The 21,256-nt window shown below is 52.2% G+C and carries 19 protein-coding genes and 2 tRNA genes; 8 read left to right on the forward strand and 13 right to left on the reverse strand.

Annotation, left to right across the window (positions count from 1 at the left end; translation table 11 throughout):
* Positions 1-768: co-chaperone DjlA (gene djlA / locus IBX50_RS08615; RefSeq protein ID WP_292255070.1), on the forward strand; the 768-nt coding region annotated here is incomplete at its 5' end.
* A 24-nt stretch (positions 769-792) separates the two neighbouring features.
* Here the strand turns inward: djlA and IBX50_RS08620 are convergent.
* Positions 793-1,779 (reverse strand): DUF3530 family protein, encoded by a 987-nt coding sequence (locus IBX50_RS08620; protein ID WP_292255071.1) that lies wholly within the window; start codon positions 1,777-1,779, stop codon positions 793-795.
* Between the two features lie 182 nt (positions 1,780-1,961).
* Here IBX50_RS08620 and rpe point away from each other — a divergent pair, with 182 nt between their 5' ends.
* The 3 genes from rpe to trpE are packed head-to-tail and all read left to right on the forward strand — an operon-like array spanning position 1,962 to position 4,907.
* A complete protein-coding gene (rpe, locus tag IBX50_RS08625; protein WP_292255073.1) occupies positions 1,962-2,660 on the forward strand; it encodes a ribulose-phosphate 3-epimerase in 699 nt (232 codons plus the stop codon).
* 3 nt (positions 2,661-2,663) lie between these two features.
* Complete coding sequence (locus IBX50_RS08630; RefSeq protein ID WP_292255074.1) at positions 2,664-3,383, forward strand: phosphoglycolate phosphatase; 720 nt, start codon at positions 2,664-2,666, stop codon at positions 3,381-3,383.
* 18 nt (positions 3,384-3,401) lie between these two features.
* Entirely contained in the window at positions 3,402-4,907 is a 1,506-nt protein-coding gene (gene trpE / locus IBX50_RS08635; protein ID WP_292255075.1) for an anthranilate synthase component I, read from the forward strand.
* On the opposite strand, the gene IBX50_RS08640 is transcribed toward trpE, so the two are convergent.
* From IBX50_RS08640 to IBX50_RS08680, 9 genes are all read right to left on the reverse strand, one after another.
* Positions 4,901-8,290: a translocation/assembly module TamB domain-containing protein gene (locus tag IBX50_RS08640; RefSeq protein WP_292255077.1), complete on the reverse strand. Its 3,390-nt coding sequence runs from the start codon at positions 8,288-8,290 to the stop codon at positions 4,901-4,903. The two genes, trpE and IBX50_RS08640, sit on opposite strands and share 7 nt — an antisense overlap.
* A 10-nt stretch (positions 8,291-8,300) precedes the next feature.
* Positions 8,301-10,055 (reverse strand): autotransporter assembly complex family protein, encoded by a 1,755-nt coding sequence (locus tag IBX50_RS08645; protein WP_292255079.1) that lies wholly within the window; start codon positions 10,053-10,055, stop codon positions 8,301-8,303.
* Positions 10,045-10,875, reverse strand: coding sequence for a DUF2797 domain-containing protein (locus tag IBX50_RS08650; RefSeq protein ID WP_292255081.1), 831 nt, complete (start codon positions 10,873-10,875; stop codon positions 10,045-10,047). Before IBX50_RS08650 ends, IBX50_RS08645 begins: the two co-directional genes overlap by 11 nt.
* Before the next feature lie 2 nt (positions 10,876-10,877).
* Positions 10,878-11,132 carry a DUF1315 family protein gene (locus tag IBX50_RS08655; protein ID WP_292255082.1) on the reverse strand — a complete coding sequence of 85 codons (255 nt, stop codon included), beginning with the start codon at positions 11,130-11,132 and terminating at the stop codon, positions 10,878-10,880.
* Positions 11,129-11,929 (reverse strand): rhomboid family intramembrane serine protease, encoded by an 801-nt coding sequence (locus IBX50_RS08660; protein WP_292255084.1) that lies wholly within the window; start codon positions 11,927-11,929, stop codon positions 11,129-11,131. The genes IBX50_RS08655 and IBX50_RS08660 overlap by 4 nt, the downstream gene beginning before the upstream one ends.
* Before the next feature lie 178 nt (positions 11,930-12,107).
* A complete protein-coding gene (locus tag IBX50_RS08665) occupies positions 12,108-13,109 on the reverse strand; it encodes a metallophosphoesterase (protein WP_292255086.1) in 1,002 nt (333 codons plus the stop codon).
* Between the two features lie 27 nt (positions 13,110-13,136).
* Positions 13,137-14,027, reverse strand: a complete 891-nt coding sequence (locus tag IBX50_RS08670) for an NAD(+) kinase (RefSeq protein WP_292255087.1) — start codon at positions 14,025-14,027, stop codon at positions 13,137-13,139.
* Positions 14,024-14,524: an outer membrane beta-barrel protein gene (locus IBX50_RS08675; protein ID WP_292255088.1), complete on the reverse strand. Its 501-nt coding sequence runs from the start codon at positions 14,522-14,524 to the stop codon at positions 14,024-14,026. The genes IBX50_RS08670 and IBX50_RS08675 overlap by 4 nt, the downstream gene beginning before the upstream one ends.
* A 95-nt stretch (positions 14,525-14,619) precedes the next feature.
* Entirely contained in the window at positions 14,620-15,498 is an 879-nt protein-coding gene (locus IBX50_RS08680) for a carboxylate/amino acid/amine transporter (RefSeq protein ID WP_292255090.1), read from the reverse strand.
* Positions 15,499-15,587: 89 nt separating this feature from the next.
* Between IBX50_RS08680 and IBX50_RS08685 the strand changes: the two genes are divergently transcribed.
* From IBX50_RS08685 to gshA, 4 genes are all read left to right on the forward strand, one after another.
* Entirely contained in the window at positions 15,588-15,869 is a 282-nt protein-coding gene (locus IBX50_RS08685) for a hypothetical protein (RefSeq protein WP_292255096.1), read from the forward strand.
* Positions 15,870-15,882: 13 nt separating this feature from the next.
* Positions 15,883-16,299, forward strand: a complete 417-nt coding sequence (locus IBX50_RS08690) for a CBS domain-containing protein (protein WP_292255092.1) — start codon at positions 15,883-15,885, stop codon at positions 16,297-16,299.
* Positions 16,300-16,443: 144 nt separating this feature from the next.
* Positions 16,444-17,142 carry a SapC family protein gene (locus IBX50_RS08695; RefSeq protein WP_292255093.1) on the forward strand — a complete coding sequence of 233 codons (699 nt, stop codon included), beginning with the start codon at positions 16,444-16,446 and terminating at the stop codon, positions 17,140-17,142.
* A 113-nt stretch (positions 17,143-17,255) separates the two neighbouring features.
* A complete protein-coding gene (gshA, locus tag IBX50_RS08700; protein WP_292255094.1) occupies positions 17,256-18,821 on the forward strand; it encodes a glutamate--cysteine ligase in 1,566 nt (521 codons plus the stop codon).
* Here the strand turns inward: gshA and IBX50_RS08705 are convergent.
* The 3 genes from IBX50_RS08705 to IBX50_RS08715 form a co-directional block, all read right to left on the reverse strand.
* Positions 18,818-20,842 carry an NADPH-dependent 2,4-dienoyl-CoA reductase gene (locus IBX50_RS08705; RefSeq protein WP_292255095.1) on the reverse strand — a complete coding sequence of 675 codons (2,025 nt, stop codon included), beginning with the start codon at positions 20,840-20,842 and terminating at the stop codon, positions 18,818-18,820. The genes gshA and IBX50_RS08705 overlap by 4 nt on opposite strands.
* Positions 20,843-21,065: 223 nt before the next feature.
* Positions 21,066-21,141, reverse strand: a tRNA-Val gene (locus IBX50_RS08710).
* A 34-nt stretch (positions 21,142-21,175) separates the two neighbouring features.
* Positions 21,176-21,252 (reverse strand) — tRNA-Asp (locus tag IBX50_RS08715).
* Positions 21,253-21,256 lie beyond the last annotated feature (4 nt).

Genomic DNA, 21,256 nt, shown 5'->3' on the forward strand with positions numbered 1-21,256 from the left:
GGCATGGCGCTGGGTATTATTCTTGGCCATAGCTTTGACTTTCATCGTCATTCGGTTTTTTCCTTTATTAGCCGAATACACCGCCCAACCCTGCCCACCCGCAGCGAAAAAATTTATCGCGAAACCCTGTTTATCTGCCTGGGTTATCTGGCCAAGCAGGACGGCCGGATTTCCCCGCAGGAAATTGCTGCTGCTGAAGCCCTGTTCAAGCGCATGAAACTGAAAGCCGCTGAGCGGGAAGAAGCCATTGCCCGCTTTAATGAAGGTAAACTCACCTCCACTGATGTCACCCCACGACTGGTGGAGTTGCAGCGACGTTATGCCCGTAACAAGGTACGGCGACTGGATTTTCTGGATCAGCTGTTACAAATGGCCTACGCTGATGGCGGCCCTCGACCCTCACAACTGGACTGCCTGAAATCTTTTTTACCCTTATTGAATATCAGCCCGATAGATTTTGATCGATTACACCGCCGTATCAGGGAGCAGAAAGGATTTAACACGGATGAAAAAAGGCAGCACACCTATCGGCAACAGAAAAAACAACCTGCTGAACCACCACTGCTGAGTGCCTATCGTACACTGGGAATCAACAGTGATGCCTCAACCGAAGAGATCAAAAAATCCTACCGCAAACTGATGAGCCAAAACCATCCAGACAAACTGATGGCTCAAGGCCTGACCGAAAAAGCACTAGAAAAAGCCAAAGAAAGAGCACAGGAAATTCAACAGGCTTATGCCCTGTTAAAAAAAGCCCGTGGGCTTTAAGCGGGCTCTGATCAACAAGCACCGTTACAAACTGCGCAGCCAACCCTCAATCCGTTGTGCTAGCCAGTGGTTGGCTACTGCGGAGCTTTGATCAAAGTTCATGGGCATTTGTACGGCCTGCCGATTTCCGGCGCGGCGATAAGCAGCCTTGCGCTCATCAGCCAGGTATTGCTGGCGGGCATTACGCGCATCATAGATATCCAGAATGGGGCGATTACCCAACTGCTGGAGAGTGGTCACCAGACTGCTGGCATCAGCACCTTCTGGACTTTCCACCTGCAATAGAATCAGAGGTGATCTGCGGTTCAGGTTGCCTGCTTCCAACCAAGGCTGCAACCAATAAACACTTTCTCCCTGCAACACCAGACCTTTTCGCCCACCTGGCCCCAGATGTTCCAATGCCGCAGCGACTCGGGCTTCAATCAACTCTCGATGAGCGGTCAGGCGCACAGCAGGATCTTCACGCTCCACAACTACCGGAGCTTCTTCCTCTTCTTCCTGCATACCCAACATCCCGCCCGGCATGGCTGCTTCACCTTTTTCGGTGGCATTGTCCAACGGCTGGATTTTACTGGTCATTCGTGCCAGTAAAGGCCCTGGTGGTAGAGTCCTGGGCGCCACACCCAACGCCTTATAAACGGGCAAGGACAGAGACAGGGTTGTCCAGCCATATTCCGGCAAATTACGACGAACCGGCGCTATAGCCTGCGGCCAGTCTGGATGCAAACCATCTGCCGGCAGAATCAACAACTGCCCTCTTGGTCTAGGGCGAAGCGCTTTGATCTCCAGCGCCAGAAACTGCTGGTCTTCAGCCAAGGGCAGGTTAACCTGCTGTACGCTAGGTACTTCAGCAATCAGTGCCGTGAGCATGGCACGCATGGGATCCGGTTCACTGCGAACCACTGGTGGGGTTTCATCTTCTTCATCATCAAAACCAAAACCCGACGGCATATTCGCCCCCACCGGCAGGATGATCAGCAGTAACAAGAAGGGTAATAACAGCTTGTTCAAAATATTTCTTCCTATAAAGGGTGCCTTGCAGGGAACGCCCGAACTGCCAAGAGTATAAACAGCCGCTGGATGACAACCAAGCCCTGACTGACATGCGTTTCTGTTACATCTGCTGCACAAGTGAGCTGAATCCCTTAAAATGCTTTATTCCAATTCATTCTGTATTAAACAGAGAGCCCGCCATGCCTGCCAAACCTTCGGATTACCTGATTGCTCCCTCCATTTTATCTGCTGATTTTGCCCGCCTGGGTGAAGAGGTAGAGCAGGTGCTGACTTCCGGCGCTGACTGGGTTCACTTTGATGTGATGGACAACCATTATGTACCTAACCTGACCATTGGCCCGATGGTTTGCAAGGCACTGCGCAATCATGGTATCAAGGCACACATTGATGTGCACCTGATGGTCAGCCCCGTGGATCGGATTATTGGTGACTTTATTGAAGCCGGTGCCACCAGCATCACTTTTCATCCGGAAGCTTCTGACCATGTGGATCGCAGCCTGCAGATGATTCGGGATGGGGGTTGTCAGGCTGGTCTGGTGTTTAATCCCGCCACCCCCTTGCAGTGGATGGATCATGTGATGGATCGGTTGGATCTGGTATTACTGATGAGTGTTAACCCCGGTTTTGGTGGACAAAAATTCATCCCTCAAACCCTGCATAAACTGCGTGAGGCGCGTGAGCGCATCCGTGCCAGTGGCCTGCCCATCCGACTGGAAGTGGACGGCGGGGTAGGCATCAATAATATTGCCGAAATAGCTGCTGCCGGTGCTGACACCTTTGTGGCTGGTTCGGCTATTTTTGGTGCCGGACGCGCTGAAGATCCGCACCGTTATGACACGGTACTTGCCTCTCTGCGCCAGCAACTGGCGAGCCGCTAAGCCATGGAACTTCATCCGCACCTGAAAGGAGTTCGCCTGCTGGCTTTTGACCTGGATGGCACCCTGATTGATTCAGTGCCGGATCTGGCAATGGCAGTGGACTTAACCCTGGCTGAGCTGGATTTGCCTGCTGCTGGTGAGGATCAGGTACGCCACTGGGTGGGTAACGGCAGCCTGATACTGCTGCAACGTGCCTTAACCGGCGGCATAACCAATAGCACAGAGGCTAATGAGCTGCTGCCGCTGGATCACCCGGCATTACAACAGGCGCATCAGCTGTTTTTGCAGATGTATGATGCTGTTAACGGTCAGCAAACTCGGCTTTATCCGGGTGTCAAAGAAACCCTGCTGACATTACAGCAGAGTGACCTTTATCTGGCTCTGGTCACTAACAAACCCCTGCGTTTTGTTCCTCCCTTGCTGGAACACTTTGGGTTGCAGGGGATTTTTGATCCACTGCTGGGTGGTGACAGCCTGCCGGAGAAAAAACCTCATCCAGCCCCGCTGCTATACCTGACGGATACCTTTCAGTTGCAACCCGGCCGCTGTGCCATGATCGGTGATTCACGCCATGATATTGCCGCCGCAAAGGCTGCGGGGTTCATCAGTGTTGGTGTACCCTATGGTTATAATCACGGTGAACCACTAGCCAACCACAACCCTGACCTGATGCTGAAGGATCTTCGTGATTTGTTGATCCCTGTGACTGATAACCGCTGTTGATAACCAAGGACACCCTGCATGACCTCCGATCTTTTTGCTTCCCTGGCTGAACAGGGTTACAACCGTATTCCGGTGACCCGCGAAGTGCTGGCTGACTTGGACACACCCCTGTCCACCTATATGAAACTGGCACAGGCACCCTACAGTTATCTGTTGGAATCCGTGCAGGGCGGCGAAAAATGGGGGCGTTATTCCATCATTGGCCTACCCTGTGCAGCCCGGCTGGAAGTCAGAGGGCATCAGCTCAGTGTTTTTCATAACAATCAACAACTCAGCAGTGAAGAAGTCAGAGACCCACTAACAGCCATTGAAACCTTTCAGGCTGGTTACCGGGTTGCACCAGTGCCGGGATTACCAAGATTCACTGGTGGGCTGGTGGGTTATTTTGGGCATGACACCATACGTTATATCGAACCACGTCTGGATTCTGCCGAGGTGGCTGCGCGTATGGATGACCCGCTGCAGGTTCCGGATATCCTGTTGATGGTGTCTGAAGATGTGGTGGTATTTGATAACCTGTCCGGCAAATTACTGTTGATCACCCATGCTGACCCAACACAGGATGATGCACTGGAGCAGGCACAGGAGCGGCTGGAATCACTGGAGATTCAACTGCGCACAGCGACTCTGAATACCACCAGTCCGGGTACCGGGCGCGCTGCGGTTGAAGAAAGTGACTTTCAGTCAGGTTTTACCGAGCAAGGTTTTAAACAGGCGGTGAACCACATCAAGGAATACATTCTGGCCGGTGACATCATGCAGTGTGTTTTATCCCAGCGTATGAGCCTGCCATTCCGCGCCCAGTCACTGGATTTATACCGTGCGCTGCGCTGTCTGAATCCCTCCCCCTATATGTTTCATCTGAATCTGGGCGATTTTCAGGTGGTGGGTTCTTCTCCCGAGATTCTGGCACGTCTGGAAGAGGGTGAAATCACCGTGCGCCCGATTGCCGGAACCCGCAAACGCGGTAACACCCCTGAAGAAGACCAGGCACTGGAAGAGGAACTGCTGGCTGATCCAAAAGAATGTGCTGAACACCTGATGTTGATTGACTTGGGACGTAACGATGTGGGACGTATTGCTCAGACCGGCAGTGTGCGGGTCACCGACAGCATGAGCATCGAACGTTATTCCCATGTCATGCACATTGTTTCCAACGTGGTGGGGCAGATCAAACCCGAACTGACCGCCATGGATGTGTTACGTGCCACCTTCCCCGCAGGCACTCTGTCCGGTGCACCCAAAATCCGCGCACTGGAAATTCTGGATGAACTGGAACCCGTCAAACGAGGCGTTTACGGTGGTGCTGTGGGTTACCTCAGTTGGTACGGCAATATGGATACCGCCATTGCCATTCGTACCGCTGTGATCAAGGATGGGCAACTGCACATTCAAGCCGGTGCTGGGGTGGTGGCGGATTCCATCCCGCAGATGGAGTGGGAAGAAACCCTCAACAAAGGACGCGCAGTGTTTAAAGCGGTTGCCATGGCGGAACGGGGGTTGGATAACCTGAGTAATCAGTAATCCACATGCCAAAATAGATCCAGGGAGCTGGCCAGGGCACTGGCCGCTTCCACATACAGCTGGCGTGAAAGGTCATACCGAACAGCTAAACGCGTCACTTCATCATACAAACCAACACCGTAGCGTACACTCAGGCGCTCATTCAGATAACCGGATGCCATCACACTGGTTTGTTCTCCCTTGCCTTCGGTTTCCAGCTGCAGCTCTCTGACACCCAACGCATCGCCCAGTCGCTGGGTAACACCTGTGACACCTCTTAATCCCAGTGCAACAGCGGCACTAGTCATGGCGTTTTCATCTGTTTCACCACGCAGTGGGCGACCCAGTAACAGGTAAGACAGAGCCTGCTCACTGGACATGGCGGGTTCAGAAAAAATTTCGGTTTCCGGCTGATCGGCTCTGCCGGTGATACGCAAACCTGCCACCACCTGATCAACTACACGCACAGCTTCTATATCGAGAAAAGGCAGCTCCGGCGGGCCAGCAAAATTCATTCGTGCACGACGCAGGCGCAGATCCTGCCCCCAGGATTGATAAGTACCATTCAGTAACTGTACTTCTCCACGGGTATCCATCTGATTTCCTACCCGTAAACGTCCTCGTAAATCAGCTTTTAGACCAAAAGCATCCAGCTCCAGTTTTTGACTGCCCAGTTGTACATCCAGATCCATATCCAGATTCGGCCTGGTTACCGTCTGGATTTCACGCCCAACCACATGGGCATCCTCGGAAACCCCAGTGGCCTGTTGTGGACGCTGCTGAACACTGATCTTGCCGGTAGGCACAGCAATCTGCCCAGTCAGCTTCAGGCGCTGGTTGAAGTAAATCAAACGTAAATCCGGTACCACCTCCAGCTGTGCCCAGGGTTCCAGACGCAACTGGAAGCCATCACCCTGCAAATGGAGTTCTGCTTGCAGCTCTGGAAACCATTGTACTGCGCCGGTGATTTTGCCCTCACCCCGCTGACCTGCAGCAAAATCAGCCTCCAGCCTAGCCTGCTGACCTTGCAGCAAAATACGTCCATCCAGCCGGTTCAGACTAACCGGCCAGCGGTTATCAGCCACCACTACTGATTCCAGCTGCAGATTGCCCCAGAGTTGCGGCTGCAGCAGTTGCCCACGAATTTCACCCTGACCATGAATGCGGCCGGACAACTCATCCACATCCACAAAGGGACTGAACAACTGCAACTGCAAATCATGCAACTGATACAAACCCTGCAGTGCCCGTTGCCCGGTTGTTGAATTAGCATGGAGATCAAGTGAAACACTGGCATCCAGATAACCCAGTTCATCACCATCCACAATGATTCGTGCCTGCAGTACCTCGGTGGCCAGGTTTAATGAGAGGGTTAATTGCTGGTATTCCAGCGGTATCCACTCTTCTTCCAAAGTCAGAGAGTCCGTCAGCCGTACCTCCAACTGACCTGCTCCGGCAGACAACTCCAGCTGGGAAGTCAGTTGTTCTTGCCATTGCCCCTGCCAGTGACCGGAAACCTGACCTGGCCAGCGTAAATCCTCTGGCAGCAGCTCTGCCAGTTGCTGTAATAAAAACGCCTCCAGCCGGTAGTTCCATTCCAGCCCCTCGGGCTGTTCAGAAATACCGCCCGTTAATTGCAGCTGCAAGGGTTGTCCGTCATGTGTCAGCCCAAGCTGCAGCTGATGATCAGATACCCGACCCTCCAGGTGCAGCATCAGATTTTGCAGCTGGGTTGTTCCCTGCTGCAGTTGACTCGCCCCAAACTGGATACGCACATCGGGATCCTGAGCCGTCAAACCATCATAATCCAGTAACAGGCTGCCCTGTTGCAGGTTAAACCCGGCCATCCGAATGCCGAAGGTATCCAGATTCAGCTGATAAGCACCCTGCCGCAGCAGAGTGATCAGTTCAACTTGATCCTGCATCAACTCGGTAAAAGGGTTAGTAAAGCCTGGCAGCTGTAGGCTGGTTTTCAGCTGCAAGTCACCCTGTAGCTCTTGCAAGGAAAATTCAGGCAGGGAGAATTGAGCCAGCTGGGAAAGATCATGAAAATCCAGATCCAGCTCAAGATTCCAGAAGGCTGGTGTTAATCCCAGCTCCAGCTTCAGCCGTTTATCCGTTCCAACCAGTTGCAGACGCGGAACAGCCAGAGCGTAATCCTGCTGCTGAAGATCCCAGAAGCCGGAAAAATCACTGGTTAGGGTCAGCAGCTCGGCCTGAAGTGGCAGCTCACCTTCCACCTGGCCGTTAAAAATCAGCCGTCCTTGTTCCTGTAGAGCCGCCTGGCCTTGTAATAACAGCTGACGCTGCTCACCATGAGTTAACAACAGCTGCTGAATCTGCAGCAGATTCCCGGCCAGATGGCTATCAAGATTCAGCTGCAGGGCTTGCTGATCAAAACGGAAATGGGAATTCAACTGCAACAACCAACCCTGTTGCAGGTCACCCCTGATCAGCAAATCGGTGGCATCCAGTTGTAAGGTTTGTGGCCAGTGGTTAAACCAGCCGTTCATTTCTTCCGGATGGAAATAAGCCAGCTGCAGTGTCAGCTCCAATGGCAAGGTGGGCTGCAGCGGTTGAACCCAGCCACTCAACTGCAGCGGTGGGTAAGGAGGTGAGCCACTCAGTTGGTAATCCAGTTGTAACTTATCCAGATTACCGGACAAATCCAGCAGAAAATCCTGCCCGGCAAACTGGCTGGTGGCCTGCAGCTGTAAAGGCCAGTTGCCCTGCAAATCAATCCAACCCTGCAGCAACAACTCGGCTTCATTGCCTGCTGGGAGCAGCGGGCTGGACAAGCTGAGGTGTTGCAAATTCAGGCGGGTATCTCGCCAGTCAAATCCGGCCTGCAAGGCTTCGATCCGAAGCTGTTGATTAATCCACACCGCCCCGACCTGCAGCTCGTCCACCTGCAAAGCCAGAGGCAGGCGTAATTCCGGCAGCTGGATATCCGGAATACGAAAATTCTGCCAATCAAAGGGTTCAGACTCTTCATCCGCTGCTGACTCTGCCAGATCCAGATTCAAACGATCCACCTGCAGTTGACGGATGCAGATTTTTTTCTGCAACAGGCAAGCCAGATGCCAGTCAACATCCAAGGCTTGTATTTCCAGTTGCAGACCATCCGCAGATGACCAGCGTAGATTGTCGGTCTGCCAGCGGTTAAACAACTGCCCCTGAAAGCCGCTGACCTCGACACCGGGCAACTGACGCAACAGCCATTGCCCCCCCGGCTGACTGAACAGCAGCCACATCACCAACAAAACCAGTAACAAACTGCCCAGGCTGAGGGTTGTGCCCAGCAGATAGATCAACCAGCGCAGCAAAAAATGTGTCCACATCAGTGGATAAAGCAGGAAACGCTGCGCAGCCTGGCGCACCCTTAACCATTGCTGAGTGATCATGGCTGGCTCATCATAGCTCGGGTCCCATGGAAAAGTGCAGCCGCCAGCCACCCACCTGATCATCCAGTCCCTGAGCCAAATCCAGACGCAAGGGTCCTACAGGAGAAACCCAGCGCAGACCGATACCCACCCCAATTTTGGGTTCTGACAGCTGATCCAGCACTGCCACAGCATCACCTGCATCAACAAAAGTGGCCACACGCCAGCGATCAGTCAGTGCATATTGATACTCAACACCGCCGGTCAGCAGATAACGCCCACCTGTCAGTTGTCCACTGGCATCCGTTGGGGAGAGTTCCTGATACCCGTAACCCCGCACACTCTGGTCACCCCCGGCAAAAAAGCGTAAAGAAACCGGAACACGATTAAATTCGTTGGTAGCCAGTGCACCCACCTGCAGACGCGCCAGCAGACGATGATGCTGCCGCAGGGTGATGAGTCCACGAGAGAAAAAAGTCAGCTGCAAAATATCCACATCGGCCAACAGATCTTCACGGCTACCGGTCAGATCGATCTGTAATCGATAACCCTTGCCCGGATCAACCCGCTGATCACTCTGTAACTTGCCAAAACCGACACCGGGTAGTGTCAGCCAGGTGGCACTTTTATCCTGTCCGATTCTAAAATCTTCACGTTCACCCCGCAGTGAGAGCACACGATCCCAGCCACTATCCTGACGATGATGCCAATAAATACCGGCACCGTAACGTAGACTCTCTTGATCATCAAACTGCTGTTGCTGGGTGTGGCCGATCAACCGTAGTTTATCGGTCATGGGTGGATTTAACGGCCATTGATACCAGACACTGGCCAGCTGACGGGGTTCGGATACCTCTGCATCCACACCTCGACTGTGGCCACGCCGATTGATTCGATACTGAGTCCAACTGCCGGAAACCCTTGGCCCGATGTCTGTGGAATAACCCACACCAGCAGCCAGGCTTCGTGGTTCACGCACCCGCAGCAAAATATTAACCGGCACCTGCAGATTTTCATCAGCCTCATCCTGACGAGCATCCACCAGCACTTCGTTAAAATAACCACTGGCTCGCAGATCACGGCTGAGCTCAGTCAGTTGATCGGTGGAGTAAGGACTACCCGGGGCAAACATCACATAACTTCGCAGAAATTCTTCACGCAGCAGACCTTCGTGATCAAAACGAATTTCACCAAAATGATATCGAGGACCAGATTCAAAATGCAGATGAATATCTGCAGTACCCTGTTCCGGATGAATTAACAGTTGTTGTTGTTCAAAACGCGCAGAAAAATAACCATAACGCAGCGCTTGATTACGAAAAAAACGCTTGGTTGCTTCATACACACCATGATCCAGTGGTTGACCGGACTGTAAGGCATCCTGTGGTGGTGGAGCAAAACCCTGCTGGGTGCTGGCTTCACCAGTCAGCTCCACCCGGACTTCACCAAGCCGTATCCGCTCTCCTGGCTGCAGGTTAATCAACAAGCGTGCCGGTTCACCTTCTTCCACTTCCAGTCGCAGCTGATAATTGTAATAACCCAGCGCTTCCAGCGCATTCACCACTTGCCCTCGGGCATAACGGGCATAACGACGCATTTCCCGTGTATTACGCTGCTGCACTTCACCCAGCCAGGCCTCGATATTATTACGCAGTGCCGAGTTATCCGGTTCAATTACCAGACGGACTTCTGCATGGGTTGTCAGTGCCGGGAGTAAAAAAAAGATCACCAGCAGCAGGTGCCTGGAATAATAACTGACTGTTTGCCAGAGAGTTTTAGGTTGCACAGAACTCTGCCACATAACCGGCATATTTACGCAGGTTGATAACACCCGTATCCAGCAACAGATACTGGCCTTTGATGCCCAGCAATTGACCCTCAATACGAGGTTGTTTTTCAGGGTTAAGTGACTTCACCTTGGTCGGATAACTTAATACCGGGTAATGAAAGGTTTTAACGGGCATGTCCAGCCGCTGATAAGCCAGATTCGGCAGGGCATTCAAGCGCACTTCATATTCCTGTACCACGCTGTGCGCCTCAGCCTGCAGATCCAGCTCCAGCAACTGGTTTTTCAGCATTGCTTGCCAGGCGGTTTTATCCTTGATGCTTTCAGCCAGGGTTGTTTCTATCCTGCCGGAATCCAGACGGTTAGTAACCCGAAACAGGGGCAAGGCAGCCACTGCACCCTGATCCATCCAGCGAGTAGGCATGTTGCTTTCACGGGTGATGCCCACTTTAAGCCCGGTGGTATTGGCCAGATAAATCAGATGAGGCTGAAAACAATGGTGATTTGCCCACTCAGGTTCACGACAAGTACCCTGCTGGTAGTGGCAGGTTTCCGGTCGCACCATACAGGTATCACACTGCGCCAGCTTTTTAAAACAGGGATAACAATAACCCTGACTGAAACTGCGGCTGGTTTTGCGCTCACAGTGAATACAAAAAATATCACCACTGAAGTTCAGGCTCAGGGTCTGACCCAGCAGGGGATTGAGGGGTAACTGGCTATAATGCCCTTGCTCATCGGCCAGTCGCAGCTCATAAGCGACGGTATCCTGATGCTGAGTCGCCATTTTTCGCAGACGACCGCTGATTTGACTAGTCAAAATCAGCCCTGATCCAGAATGCGAACCGGCTCGGCTTCATTTGCCGCCGGTTTTTTCTTTTTCGGCGCGATATATCCCACCCGTTCCTGCTCAGGAATGTCATTCTGAGCTTCATAACGCAGTACTGCTTCCATGCTGATGCTGCGCTGCTCCGCTGTCAGCTCCTGACCATTGGGCCACTTGCCCAGCTCAACACCCCGTTTGAGTGCCTTGTAGATATCCGGGGTCATTTTTTCGATCATTTCAGCAAAAGTCATGTGTTGTTCCTCTTGGTGGACCAGGGCCACAGGGCAAATGCCAGACCAGCCAGCAGTCCCCCCAGGTGAGCCTCATTCGCCATATTCAAACCTAACGATCCGGAAAAGCTGGTCATGCCCAGCAACATCCAGCCCAGCATAAAAATCACCAACCCATTGGATAACCCCAGTGCTGCTTGCGGGTGGCGACGATCCCACAGCCAGATGTAACCCAGATAAGCATAAATCACACCGGAAAGACCACCAAACTGGCTGGAGCCATTAAACAAAAACTGGGCAGAATTGGACACCAGCGCCGCAAACACCACCAGTAAAATCAGGCGCAGGCTGCCGTGGTTTTTTTCGATCATTTCGCCCAGCACCCAGACCCACAACAGGTTAAATACCAGATGCATCCAGCCAAAGTGGATAAAAATGGGGGTAATCAGTCGCCACCACTGGCCGCTGCTGAGTGTTTCCATCAGTGGCAGGCTGATTACCTGACCGGCTTCAAACTGCATGGGGGTAAAAGACACCAGTAAAAACACCACCGGCCCCAGCAGGTATTCAAAGGCCAGAGTCACCAACAACGCCAGAAGCATCAAGGTGACCGTCAGTGGCAGGCGACGCAGGCGGGCAGTGAGGGATTGCGGATTAGCAGCCGGTTTTACCTCAACACCCTGCTGCCAAGCCTGCATCGCTTGATTAAAAGCATCCAGCTGTGCCGGATCCAGTAACCAGAAGGCATGACCACCCTGTTCATCGGGTAAAATGCGATGCCCAATGCGGGCACGCCAGAGGTGGCGCGATAAGGGCATGGGGTCCTGATCTGAAGTTATAACAAAAAGTTTGATCATCCTGTGGTCTGTTCTTTATCTTGATATTTACAGGTGAAGAAAAAAATGGCGACCAACGGGGGGTCGCCAAAATAGGGATCATCATGAGGAAACTGCATCTGCTTTGATGTGCTCCCACAATCAAAGTTCCCGCGGCGTTTCAAACTTGCTGAATCTTTTCTGCGGTCATTTCTGCACGCAGCTCATCCAGCGGTGGATATTCATCCCGCTGCACTTCCACCCAGACAAACTTGCCTGCATCCAGACGGGTTTCACCATCAAAACGATAAGCCACCAACCGCCCGTATTTCACTGCACTGTAATCCAGGCAGGCCAGGTTGGAGCGTATCACCGAGGGAAAACCCTGACACCAGTAGTGCCCAAAAAACAAGGGTTTCTGATCTTGCGGATAATAACAAAGATGCTGAGATTCTTCCGGGGTAATCCGGCGTACTTCCAGTTCTGGCGCCAAGCGATCCGGCTGAAACAGCACATCACCCCAGGTACGGGGTTGATCAATCCAGTAAGAAGTGCGGAAACGATCACGCACAAAACCATCGCCACTTTTCTGGGTCTGGCCTTCCGGCAAGTGCAACCAGGTGCCACGGGTGCAGCGATCCACCAGGCGAAACTCAAAATTGCCCGGTACTGCAGAAGCCTGCATAAAATCAGGATTCATCACTGCATCCGGGTAATGCTGCAAAAACTTCTGCATCAGTGACTCATCCCAGCAGGCATGAACCACCCGCAGCTCATCCAGATCCAGCGCCAGTGGCAGGGTCATGAACCAGCCCAGAAAATTCTGCCACTCCTGTGCATAGGCAGCAAATTGATCCAGGGTTTCCTGTATCACGCGCTGATGACGGGTATTGTGTTCACGCAGTGGCTGACCGGCAGCATTACGGGTGAAATATGCCAAGGCATTATATTCGTGGTTGCCTAGCACCATCTGTGCGGTACCGGCCTCAACCATGTCACGCACATCATGCAACGCCTGACGAATACGCGGCCCACGATCAACAATATCACCAACAAAAAGCACCTTGCGACCGGTCGGATGACGCCAGGCTCCGGATTGATGCCGATAACCCAGCAATTCAAGCAGACGACGCAGGGTGTTGCCGCAGCCGTGTACATCACCAATCAGGTCATAACCTTGCATAAATGCCCCTGCCATCTGCCTGCAAAGTCAATAGTTACTCGGCTGGGAGTTCCAGCCCAGCTTGGTGCGGCAGATTTCATAATAGTCATGCCCCAATGGATGAATCAGTTTCAGTTTGTGGGGTTTTTTGCGGATGTACAACACATCACCGGGCTTGGTGACCAGATGGGTTTGTCCATCACACGAGACATGCGGATAGGTTTCGTTACTGGCACTGATCAGGATTTTGATCTCACTGTTGCCATCCACCACAATCGGGCGGCTGGACAGGGTATGCGGGAACATCGGCACCAGCACCAGAGCATCCAGTTTAGGGTGCATGATCGGGCCACCACCAGACAAGGCATAAGCCGTTGACCCAGTCGGTGTAGAAACAATCAGGCCATCCGAGCGCTGGTTGTAAACGAACTGACCCTCGATGTACAGGTCGAACTCGATCATCCGAGCTGATTTGCCGGGGTGCAGCACCACATCGTTCAGACCATCCGCTGAACCGATCGGTTCACCTTCACGCACCACTTCAGCATCCAACAAAAAACGCCGTTCTGAGGTGTATTTACCAGCCAGCACCTCAGCCACTTTTTCTTCTAATTGATCCGGCATGATATCAGTCAGAAAGCCCAGTCGACCACGATTCACACCCAGCACCGGCACACCGGTTCTGGCCATCGCACGTGCAGCGCCCAGTAAACTGCCATCACCACCCACGACAATCACCAGATCACAAATTTCAGCCAGCATCTTGCGGTCGGCTTCCTGAAAACCATGTCCCAGCAATACCGTGGCGGTACGATCTTCTACAATGATCTGGTAGTTGTGCTCGTCCAGAAACCGCATCAGCCGTTTGAGGGTATCCACCACGCGGCTGCTGCCCAAACGACCGATCAGACCAATATTTCGAAAGACTGGTTTTTTCATGGCAGTTTGTAGCCTACACCCAGGGTAAATCCTTCCAATTGCATGGCTGCAGTATCCAGATAAACCATGTACTCAAGATCCACATAAAAACGCGGAGTAACCGATATCTCTGCACCTAGGCCGTAACTGATCTCAAACTCACTGCTGTTTTCACCTGCAGTGGATAGGCTTGCCGATGTCCCCCCCAGTTTGGCGTAAGGGCTGAAAAAATCCAGCGGCATAATAAACTTGCCGTACAGACCAAACAGCCGATCCAGTGAGGTTTCTGTTTCGGCATCTTCGCCGCCGACAGCAAAATGCAATTCAGCACCAACAAAGGTGCTGAGCTGCTGACCAAAACGAACTTTTAGACCCTGGGCACTGGAGTCGTTTGAGCTCCAGTGATGCAGGCCGCCACTAACGTAAGAGTAAATATCGTCATACTTGTCATAAGCCTGCAGGGTTGTAGCGGGCAGCAACAAACAGCTCAGCAGAACAGCAGGTATCCAGCGCAGCATCAGCACTCTCCTTGGTTCAGTACTCGGAATTCTGAAAGGGAGATTAAACACTTAAATGCCAGTGATTACCAGCATCCACGGGTTTTCACTGGCTTTCAGCTGCGCTGGACTTCAACCTTGGGGCGCACCCAAACCTCGTTGATCCAGAGCGCCAGCAAAATGACCAGACCACCGGCCAGCAGGCGTGAAAAATCCACATCCCGATTCCAGATCAATAGGTTTACCAACAAACCCGCCGGAACCAGCGCATTGTTCATAATGGCCAGTGTCCCAGCATCCACCAGCGTGGCACCCTTGTTCCATAGGAAGTATCCAGCACCAGAAGCCACCAGCCCCAGCCATAATAGCACTACCCACTGAGTGGTATTCACCGGCAGTCGATTCCAGTTACCCCAGATCAACATGCCTACCAGCGCCACCAGCAGTGCACCCAGATAAAAATAACCAAACACATCACGATGGCTCAACCTGGAGTCTTGCGGTTGAATCTCCATCACCTTTTTGTATGCTACCTGCCCCAGAGCAAAGCAGATGTTGGCTCCCTGCACCAGCAAAAAGCCGGTGAGGAATTCACTGCTGAGCTGGTTGTATCGGATGATGCCTGCACCCAACACCGCCAGGCTAGCCGTCAGCAGATACCAGAGGGTAAAGCGCCGATGCAGCAGATCATCCAGCAAAGTAATGTAGATGGGCGTAAAAATGGTGAAAAGCACCACTTCCGGCACCAAAAGAAAACTGAACGACTGATACAGACACAGATACATCACACCCAGCTGTATGCCACCTATCACCATCAGCTGGATAGCCAGTTGTGACGGAATACGACGGAAACGAATCAGTGGCAGAAACACCAGACTGGCCAGCAGAGTCCGTGTCAGCACCGCAAAATAACCATCCACCGTACCGGACAGATACACACCGATCAGACTGAAAGAAAAAGCCCAGAGAAGGGTCACACCCCAGAGATAAGTCAAGTCGTTAACCTCTTATTTTTTTAAAGTTAACGAATTATATGCCAGTAATCAACAACTGAACAGCCAGAGCATGCAGCACAGGCAAGGTAATTGTTAGCAAGACCAGCTTTGAAAATCAGGGACGTGCCAGGGTTTTACTGGTTAACAAAGGCATGATGAAGGTCTATGCTGATAACAGAGCGGGGCGTTTGCTGGGTGCTGAAATATTCAGCCCTCAAGCAGAACATCTGGCACATTTGCTGGCGTGGAGCATCCAACAGCAATTGACCCTGACTGAAGTGCTGCAGATGCCCTTTTATCGCCCGGTGGTCGAACAAGGGCTCAAAACCGCTCTGCAAGCAGCAGCAAGACAGTTTGACCATAAAAAATAAAAGGAGAAATACCGTGACGCAACACATCAAGGTTCGTGAAGCCATGTCTCAAGACAGCTTGAAAATTCTGACCACAACCAGTGTTGAAGAAGCAGCTACCCTGCTGCTCAAACATAAACTGCCCGGCGCACCGGTCATCAACGAGCGTGGCGAACTGGTTGGTTTTGTTTCTGAGCATGATCTGCTAAAACAACTGCTGGATTCCAGTTATCACAGCAGCACTAGTTCCACGGTACTGGATGTTATGAGGGCGGATGTTGTAACTGTCAGCCCCGATGACAGTATTATTGAGCTGGCACAAACCATGGCGCGGATAGATAAACCCAAGGTGTATCCGGTTGCTGAAGGCGGTAAACTGATTGGTATCATCACCCGAGGGCAGTTGCTCCAGGCATTGATCACTAACCGTTCACAACCTTCCAGGGTATAAATGCAGTAGCCCGAAGCCTGATAGGCTTCGGGCTTACATATTCACAACATAAGCAAAACCGCACTCTTCTCATCACCCGCAGCAATCAGCTAACATGACTTCCACTGCATAACTACACCACCACCTGCAAAGGGAAGGCAACCAATGAATGTCCTTTTTTACAAAAGCATCCTGCCGCTGAACAGCGAAGACCACCGCGAGCTGTATTTGCAGCCTCATCCCAATGATTATGGTTTTGCACGCACCACTCCGGTGGTTCCTCTGGCGGCTTCAGAGTTTTTTGCTGCCTGCCGCCACTACCCAATCCTGTTTTCCGGTGATGATGCCAGTTTGGTTGCTGTTGCTGTGATGGGTTACAGCGAAAACCGCAACAACTTTATTAATGACAAGAATGAATGGCAAGCTGCCACTTATATCCCGGCATTTATTCGCCGTTATCCTTTTATTCTTGCGCACGGCACCGATGAAACCCGCCAGACTCTGTGTTTTGATGAACAGTGGAAAGGTTTTAATGAAAAAAGTGAAGGTGAGGCTCTGTTCACCGCAGAAGGTGAACAAACTGAACACCTGAAAAATATTCTGACGTTTGTTGAAAGCCTGCATCTGGACATGCAACGCACCCAGCCTTTTATTCAGCGTCTGCTGGAGCTGGAATTGCTGGACAAACGCGATCTGCAGATCAATCAACCCAATGGTGCCAGCCTGCTGCTGAAGGATTTTCGTATCATCAACGAAAAAGCTTTTATGGAGCTGGATGACAGCATCATTGTGGAGTTTCATAAAAAAGGCTGGTTACCCTGGGTTTACAGCCACCTGCTGTCTCTCTCCAACCTGGGACGCTGAGGGTGTTGCACCAGCCGGTTTCAGTCCAACTTGTTGCACTGGCTGAAACTGGCTAAGATGCGCTTCATGTTCAGTCCGACTGAAGCGCTCAACTTTTCAAAGGCAGCTGCCCTGTGACTCCAGACTTTACCCAATACCTGCAAGGCCTCGAATCCGCTGCAGATCAAGGCTTGTTCAACTCCATACGTCGTGGACTGGAAAAAGAAACCCTGCGTACCACTCCGGCAGGCGACATCAGTCAGGGGCAACACCCGTCAACGCTGGGTTCCACCCTGACCCATCCACACATTACCACCGATTATGCCGAGGCGCTGCTGGAGTTCATCACGCCAGTCAGCTCCAGCCGTGAAACCACCCTGGAGTTTCTGCTGGATCTGCATCGTTTCAGCCTGCTGCGCCTGAATGAACAGGAATTACTCTGGCCGGCCAGTATGCCTTGCCGCCTGCAAGGAAACGAGAGTGTACGCATTGCTGAATACGGCAGTTCCAACGTCGGACGCATGAAACATGTTTATCGCCGTGGTCTGGATTCCCGTTATGGTCGTATCATGCAAAGCATTGCCGGGCTGCACTACAACGTTTCTTTTCCGGATCAGCTCTGGCCATTGCTGGCCACGCTGGAAGGTTTGCCTGCAGAAGCAGCGGACAAAGACTGGCGCTCAGCACGTTATTTTGGCCTGATTCGTAATTTCCGCCGTCACTCCTGGCTACTGATGTATCTGTTTGGTGCCAGCCCGGCGCTGGATGCCAGCTTTCTTGATGGCAATACCCGTCACCCCTTACAACCTCTGGCAGAAAATACCTGGGGTGAACCCACCGCCACCAGTCTGCGCATGTCAGATCTGGGTTATCAGAACAAGATCCAGGCTAGTTTAAACGTCTGTTTTAACTCACTGGATAACTACATCACCACCCTGGGTCAGGCCATTCATACTCCCCATCCGGAATATGAAAAAATGGGGGTCAAGGTCAAGGGTGAATATCAACAGCTGAACACCAATATCCTGCAAATCGAAAACGAATATTACAGTGACATTCGCCCCAAACGTGTGACTCGCAGCGGCCAGAAGCCCACCGAGGCGCTGCAGGAGTTGGGCGTGGAGTACATCGAGGTGCGTTGTCTGGACATCAACCCTTTCCTGCCCGGTGGCATTGATGTGGCACAGATGCATTTCCTTGATGCTTTTTTATTGTTCTGCCTGCTGGAAAACAGCCCAGAATTAACAGATGCAGATTGCCGCTCCATTGAAAGCAACCTGAAGAATACGGTTAATTTTGGTCGTGATCCTGCTGTACAGATCAATGGCAAACCGCTGCAGCAGGAAGCAACCGTCCTACTGGAACGGCTACGTCCGGTCTGCCAGCTGCTGGATCGTGGCACCCCTGAAGAAGCTCATTTTTGTGATGCATTAAATCAGCAACAGGCGCGAGTGGATGACGCCAGCTTAACACCCTCAGCACGAATGCTGGAAATGGTGCGTGAATGTGATGGTCATGTCCCCGCAGTGCTGGAGCTGGCGAGAGCCCAACGCGAACAGCTGCTTGCCAATCCGATCAACAAGGCGCGGGAAGATCTGTTTAGTGAACTGGGGCAAACCTCATTACGTCAGCAGCAGGAACTGGAAGCTGCAGATACGGTGGATTTTGACACCTACCTGCAGCAGTATTTTGCCGATTAAAGACTGATTGCCAGTTTAAAACCCTGCTCTATGGCACGTCGGGCATCCAGCTCGGCAGCCAGCTCAGCACCCCCAATCAGATGCACCGAACGGCCTTGCTGTTGCAACTCAGCAAACAGGCCATTCACCGACTCCTGTCCGGTACAGAGCACCACATGATCCACTTCCAGACACTGTAACTGATCACCCACCTTCAGATGTAAACCCTCATCATCCACCTTAAGGTATTCACAGCCGGATAACATTTTCACTTGATAAGCTTTTAACGAGGCGCGGTGGATCCAGCCCGTAGTTTTACCCAGACTTTTACCGTGTTTGCTGGCTTTACGCTGCAACAGATAAACCTCCCGCTGCGGTTGTGGCAGTTCAGGCTGGGTCAGACCACCGGCTTGATTGACCTCCAGATCCACACCCCACTCCTGCATAAACAGTTCTGCATTCATGCTGGCCGAATGATCCTGTTTTTGCACCAGCAGTTCAGCAACATCAAAACCGATGCCACCAGCACCCAGCAGTGCCACCTTACGCCCAATAGCTTCCGGGTTACGGATGGCTTCAGCGTAGGTTTTTACCTTGGGATGCCTAACCCCTTCAAAATCCGGAATACGCGGTACCACACCGGTAGCCACCACCACCTCGTCATACTCCTGCAGCTGTGCTGCGGTAGCAGGATGATTCAGTTTCAGCTCTACCCCGGTCAATTCCAATCGACGACGGAAATAACGCAGGGTTTCGTTAAACTCTTCTTTGCCGGGGATCTGACGCGCCAGATTAAACTGTCCGCCGATCTCTGCTGCTGCTTCAAACAGGGTGACCTGATGGCCACGGGCAGCTGCCTCAGTCGCACAAGACAAGCCCGCCATACCCGCACCCACCACGGCAACTTTTTTACGTGCTACTGCCGGTTCAGATTGCATCAGGGTTTCATGGCAGGCACGCGGATTCACCAGGCAGGAAGTCAACTTGCCAACAAAAATCTGATCCAGACACGCCTGATTACAGGCAATACAGGTATTAATTTCATCACTGCGCCCCCCTTCCGCCTTGAGCACCCATTCTGGGTCAGCCAAAAACGGACGCGCCATCGATACCATATCGGCATGACCTGCAGCCAGTACCTGTTCAGCGGTTTCTGGCATATTAATACGGTTGGTGGTGATCAGGGGGATTGAGATTTCTTGCTTCATGCGTTGTGTGACGCGGGTAAAGGCAGCACGCGGCACACTGGTGGCAATGGTGGGTACCCTGGCTTCATGCCAGCCAATACCCGTGTTGATCAAGGTTGCACCAGCTGCTTCTATCGCCTTGGCAAGAATAATTATTTCCTCCCAAGTGCTACCGTCCTCGACCAGATCCAGCATCGACAAGCGGAAGATGATAATAAAATCTGAACCTACTGCCGCACGCACCCGTTGTACACATTCCACGGCAAAACGAATACGGTTGGCATAATCACCACCCCATTCATCCGTGCGATGATTGGTACGACGGGAAATAAATTGGTTAATCAGATAACCCTCACTGCCCATAATTTCTACACCGTCATAACCAGCCTCCTTAGCCAGTTCAGCGCAACGGGTGTAATCCTGTAGCTGCTGCTCGATGTCTTCAGTCGTCAACTCGCGTGGGGTAAAGGGGTTAATGGGAGCCTGCAGTGCGGAGGGTGCCACCAGCTTGGTGGAATAGGCATAACGACCTGTATGCAGAATCTGCATACAGATCTTACCCCCCGCCTGATGCACAGCCTTGGTAATGATTTGGTGTTCTGCGGCTTCTTCAGGGGTCGACATCTGGGCGGAACCTTCAAACACGACACCCAACTTGTTGGGTGCAATACCACCCGTCACAATCAAAGCCACGCCCGCTGCCGCCCGCTCCGCATAAAAAGCAGCCAGACGCTCAAATCCACCCGCTGTTTCTTCCAGATTGGTGTGCATGGAGCCCATCAGCACACGATTTTTAAGGCTAGTGAAACCGAGATTTAATGGTTGAAACAGATGAGGGAAATGGTCAGTGCTCACAGTAAACTCCTGATCAGCTTTTTATTATGGTCAGTAGCTAGTCTTGTGAACCAAGGGCAGACTGTCAAGCGTTCGTTTGAAACGTAAGGTCAGAAAAGTGACGCAAAGGTCACTTGATCTGCAAAACCAGTAGCATAAAGCGGGATGAACAACAGGAAAACTGCAGGGGCAGAAACAGAAAAACCGCAGCGTAAGCGGCGGTTATCATAGTTGTCACTTTTAATGGTGGGTGGTACAGGGTTCGAACCTGTGACCCCCAGCTTGTAAGGCTGGTGCTCTCCCAACTGAGCTAACCACCCATTTTAAAAGCTATACACACAACACATCAGGAAATGGCGGACCGGACGGGGCTCGAACCCGCGACCTCCGGCGTGACAGGCCGGCATTCTAACCAGCTGAACTACCGGTCCGCAT

It is taken from the genome of Marinospirillum sp., assembly GCF_014859565.1.

Excerpts from the sequence above, each read along its gene's own strand:
- rpe (WP_292255073.1), top strand. The coding sequence starts at position 1,962 with ATGCCTGCCAAACCTTCGGATTACCTGATTGCTCCCTCCATTTTATCT.
- IBX50_RS08630 (WP_292255074.1), top strand. The coding sequence starts at position 2,664 with ATGGAACTTCATCCGCACCTGAAAGGAGTTCGCCTGCTGGCTTTTGAC.
- trpE (WP_292255075.1), top strand. The coding sequence starts at position 3,402 with ATGACCTCCGATCTTTTTGCTTCCCTGGCTGAACAGGGTTACAACCGT.
- IBX50_RS08640 (WP_292255077.1), bottom strand. The coding sequence starts at position 8,290 with ATGATCACTCAGCAATGGTTAAGGGTGCGCCAGGCTGCGCAGCGTTTC.
- IBX50_RS08655 (WP_292255082.1), bottom strand. The coding sequence starts at position 11,132 with ATGACTTTTGCTGAAATGATCGAAAAAATGACCCCGGATATCTACAAG.
- IBX50_RS08660 (WP_292255084.1), bottom strand. The coding sequence starts at position 11,929 with ATGCCCTTATCGCGCCACCTCTGGCGTGCCCGCATTGGGCATCGCATT.
- IBX50_RS08665 (WP_292255086.1), bottom strand. The coding sequence starts at position 13,109 with ATGCAAGGTTATGACCTGATTGGTGATGTACACGGCTGCGGCAACACC.
- IBX50_RS08670 (WP_292255087.1), bottom strand. The coding sequence starts at position 14,027 with ATGAAAAAACCAGTCTTTCGAAATATTGGTCTGATCGGTCGTTTGGGC.
- IBX50_RS08675 (WP_292255088.1), bottom strand. The coding sequence starts at position 14,524 with ATGCTGCGCTGGATACCTGCTGTTCTGCTGAGCTGTTTGTTGCTGCCC.
- IBX50_RS08695 (WP_292255093.1), top strand. The coding sequence starts at position 16,444 with ATGAATGTCCTTTTTTACAAAAGCATCCTGCCGCTGAACAGCGAAGAC.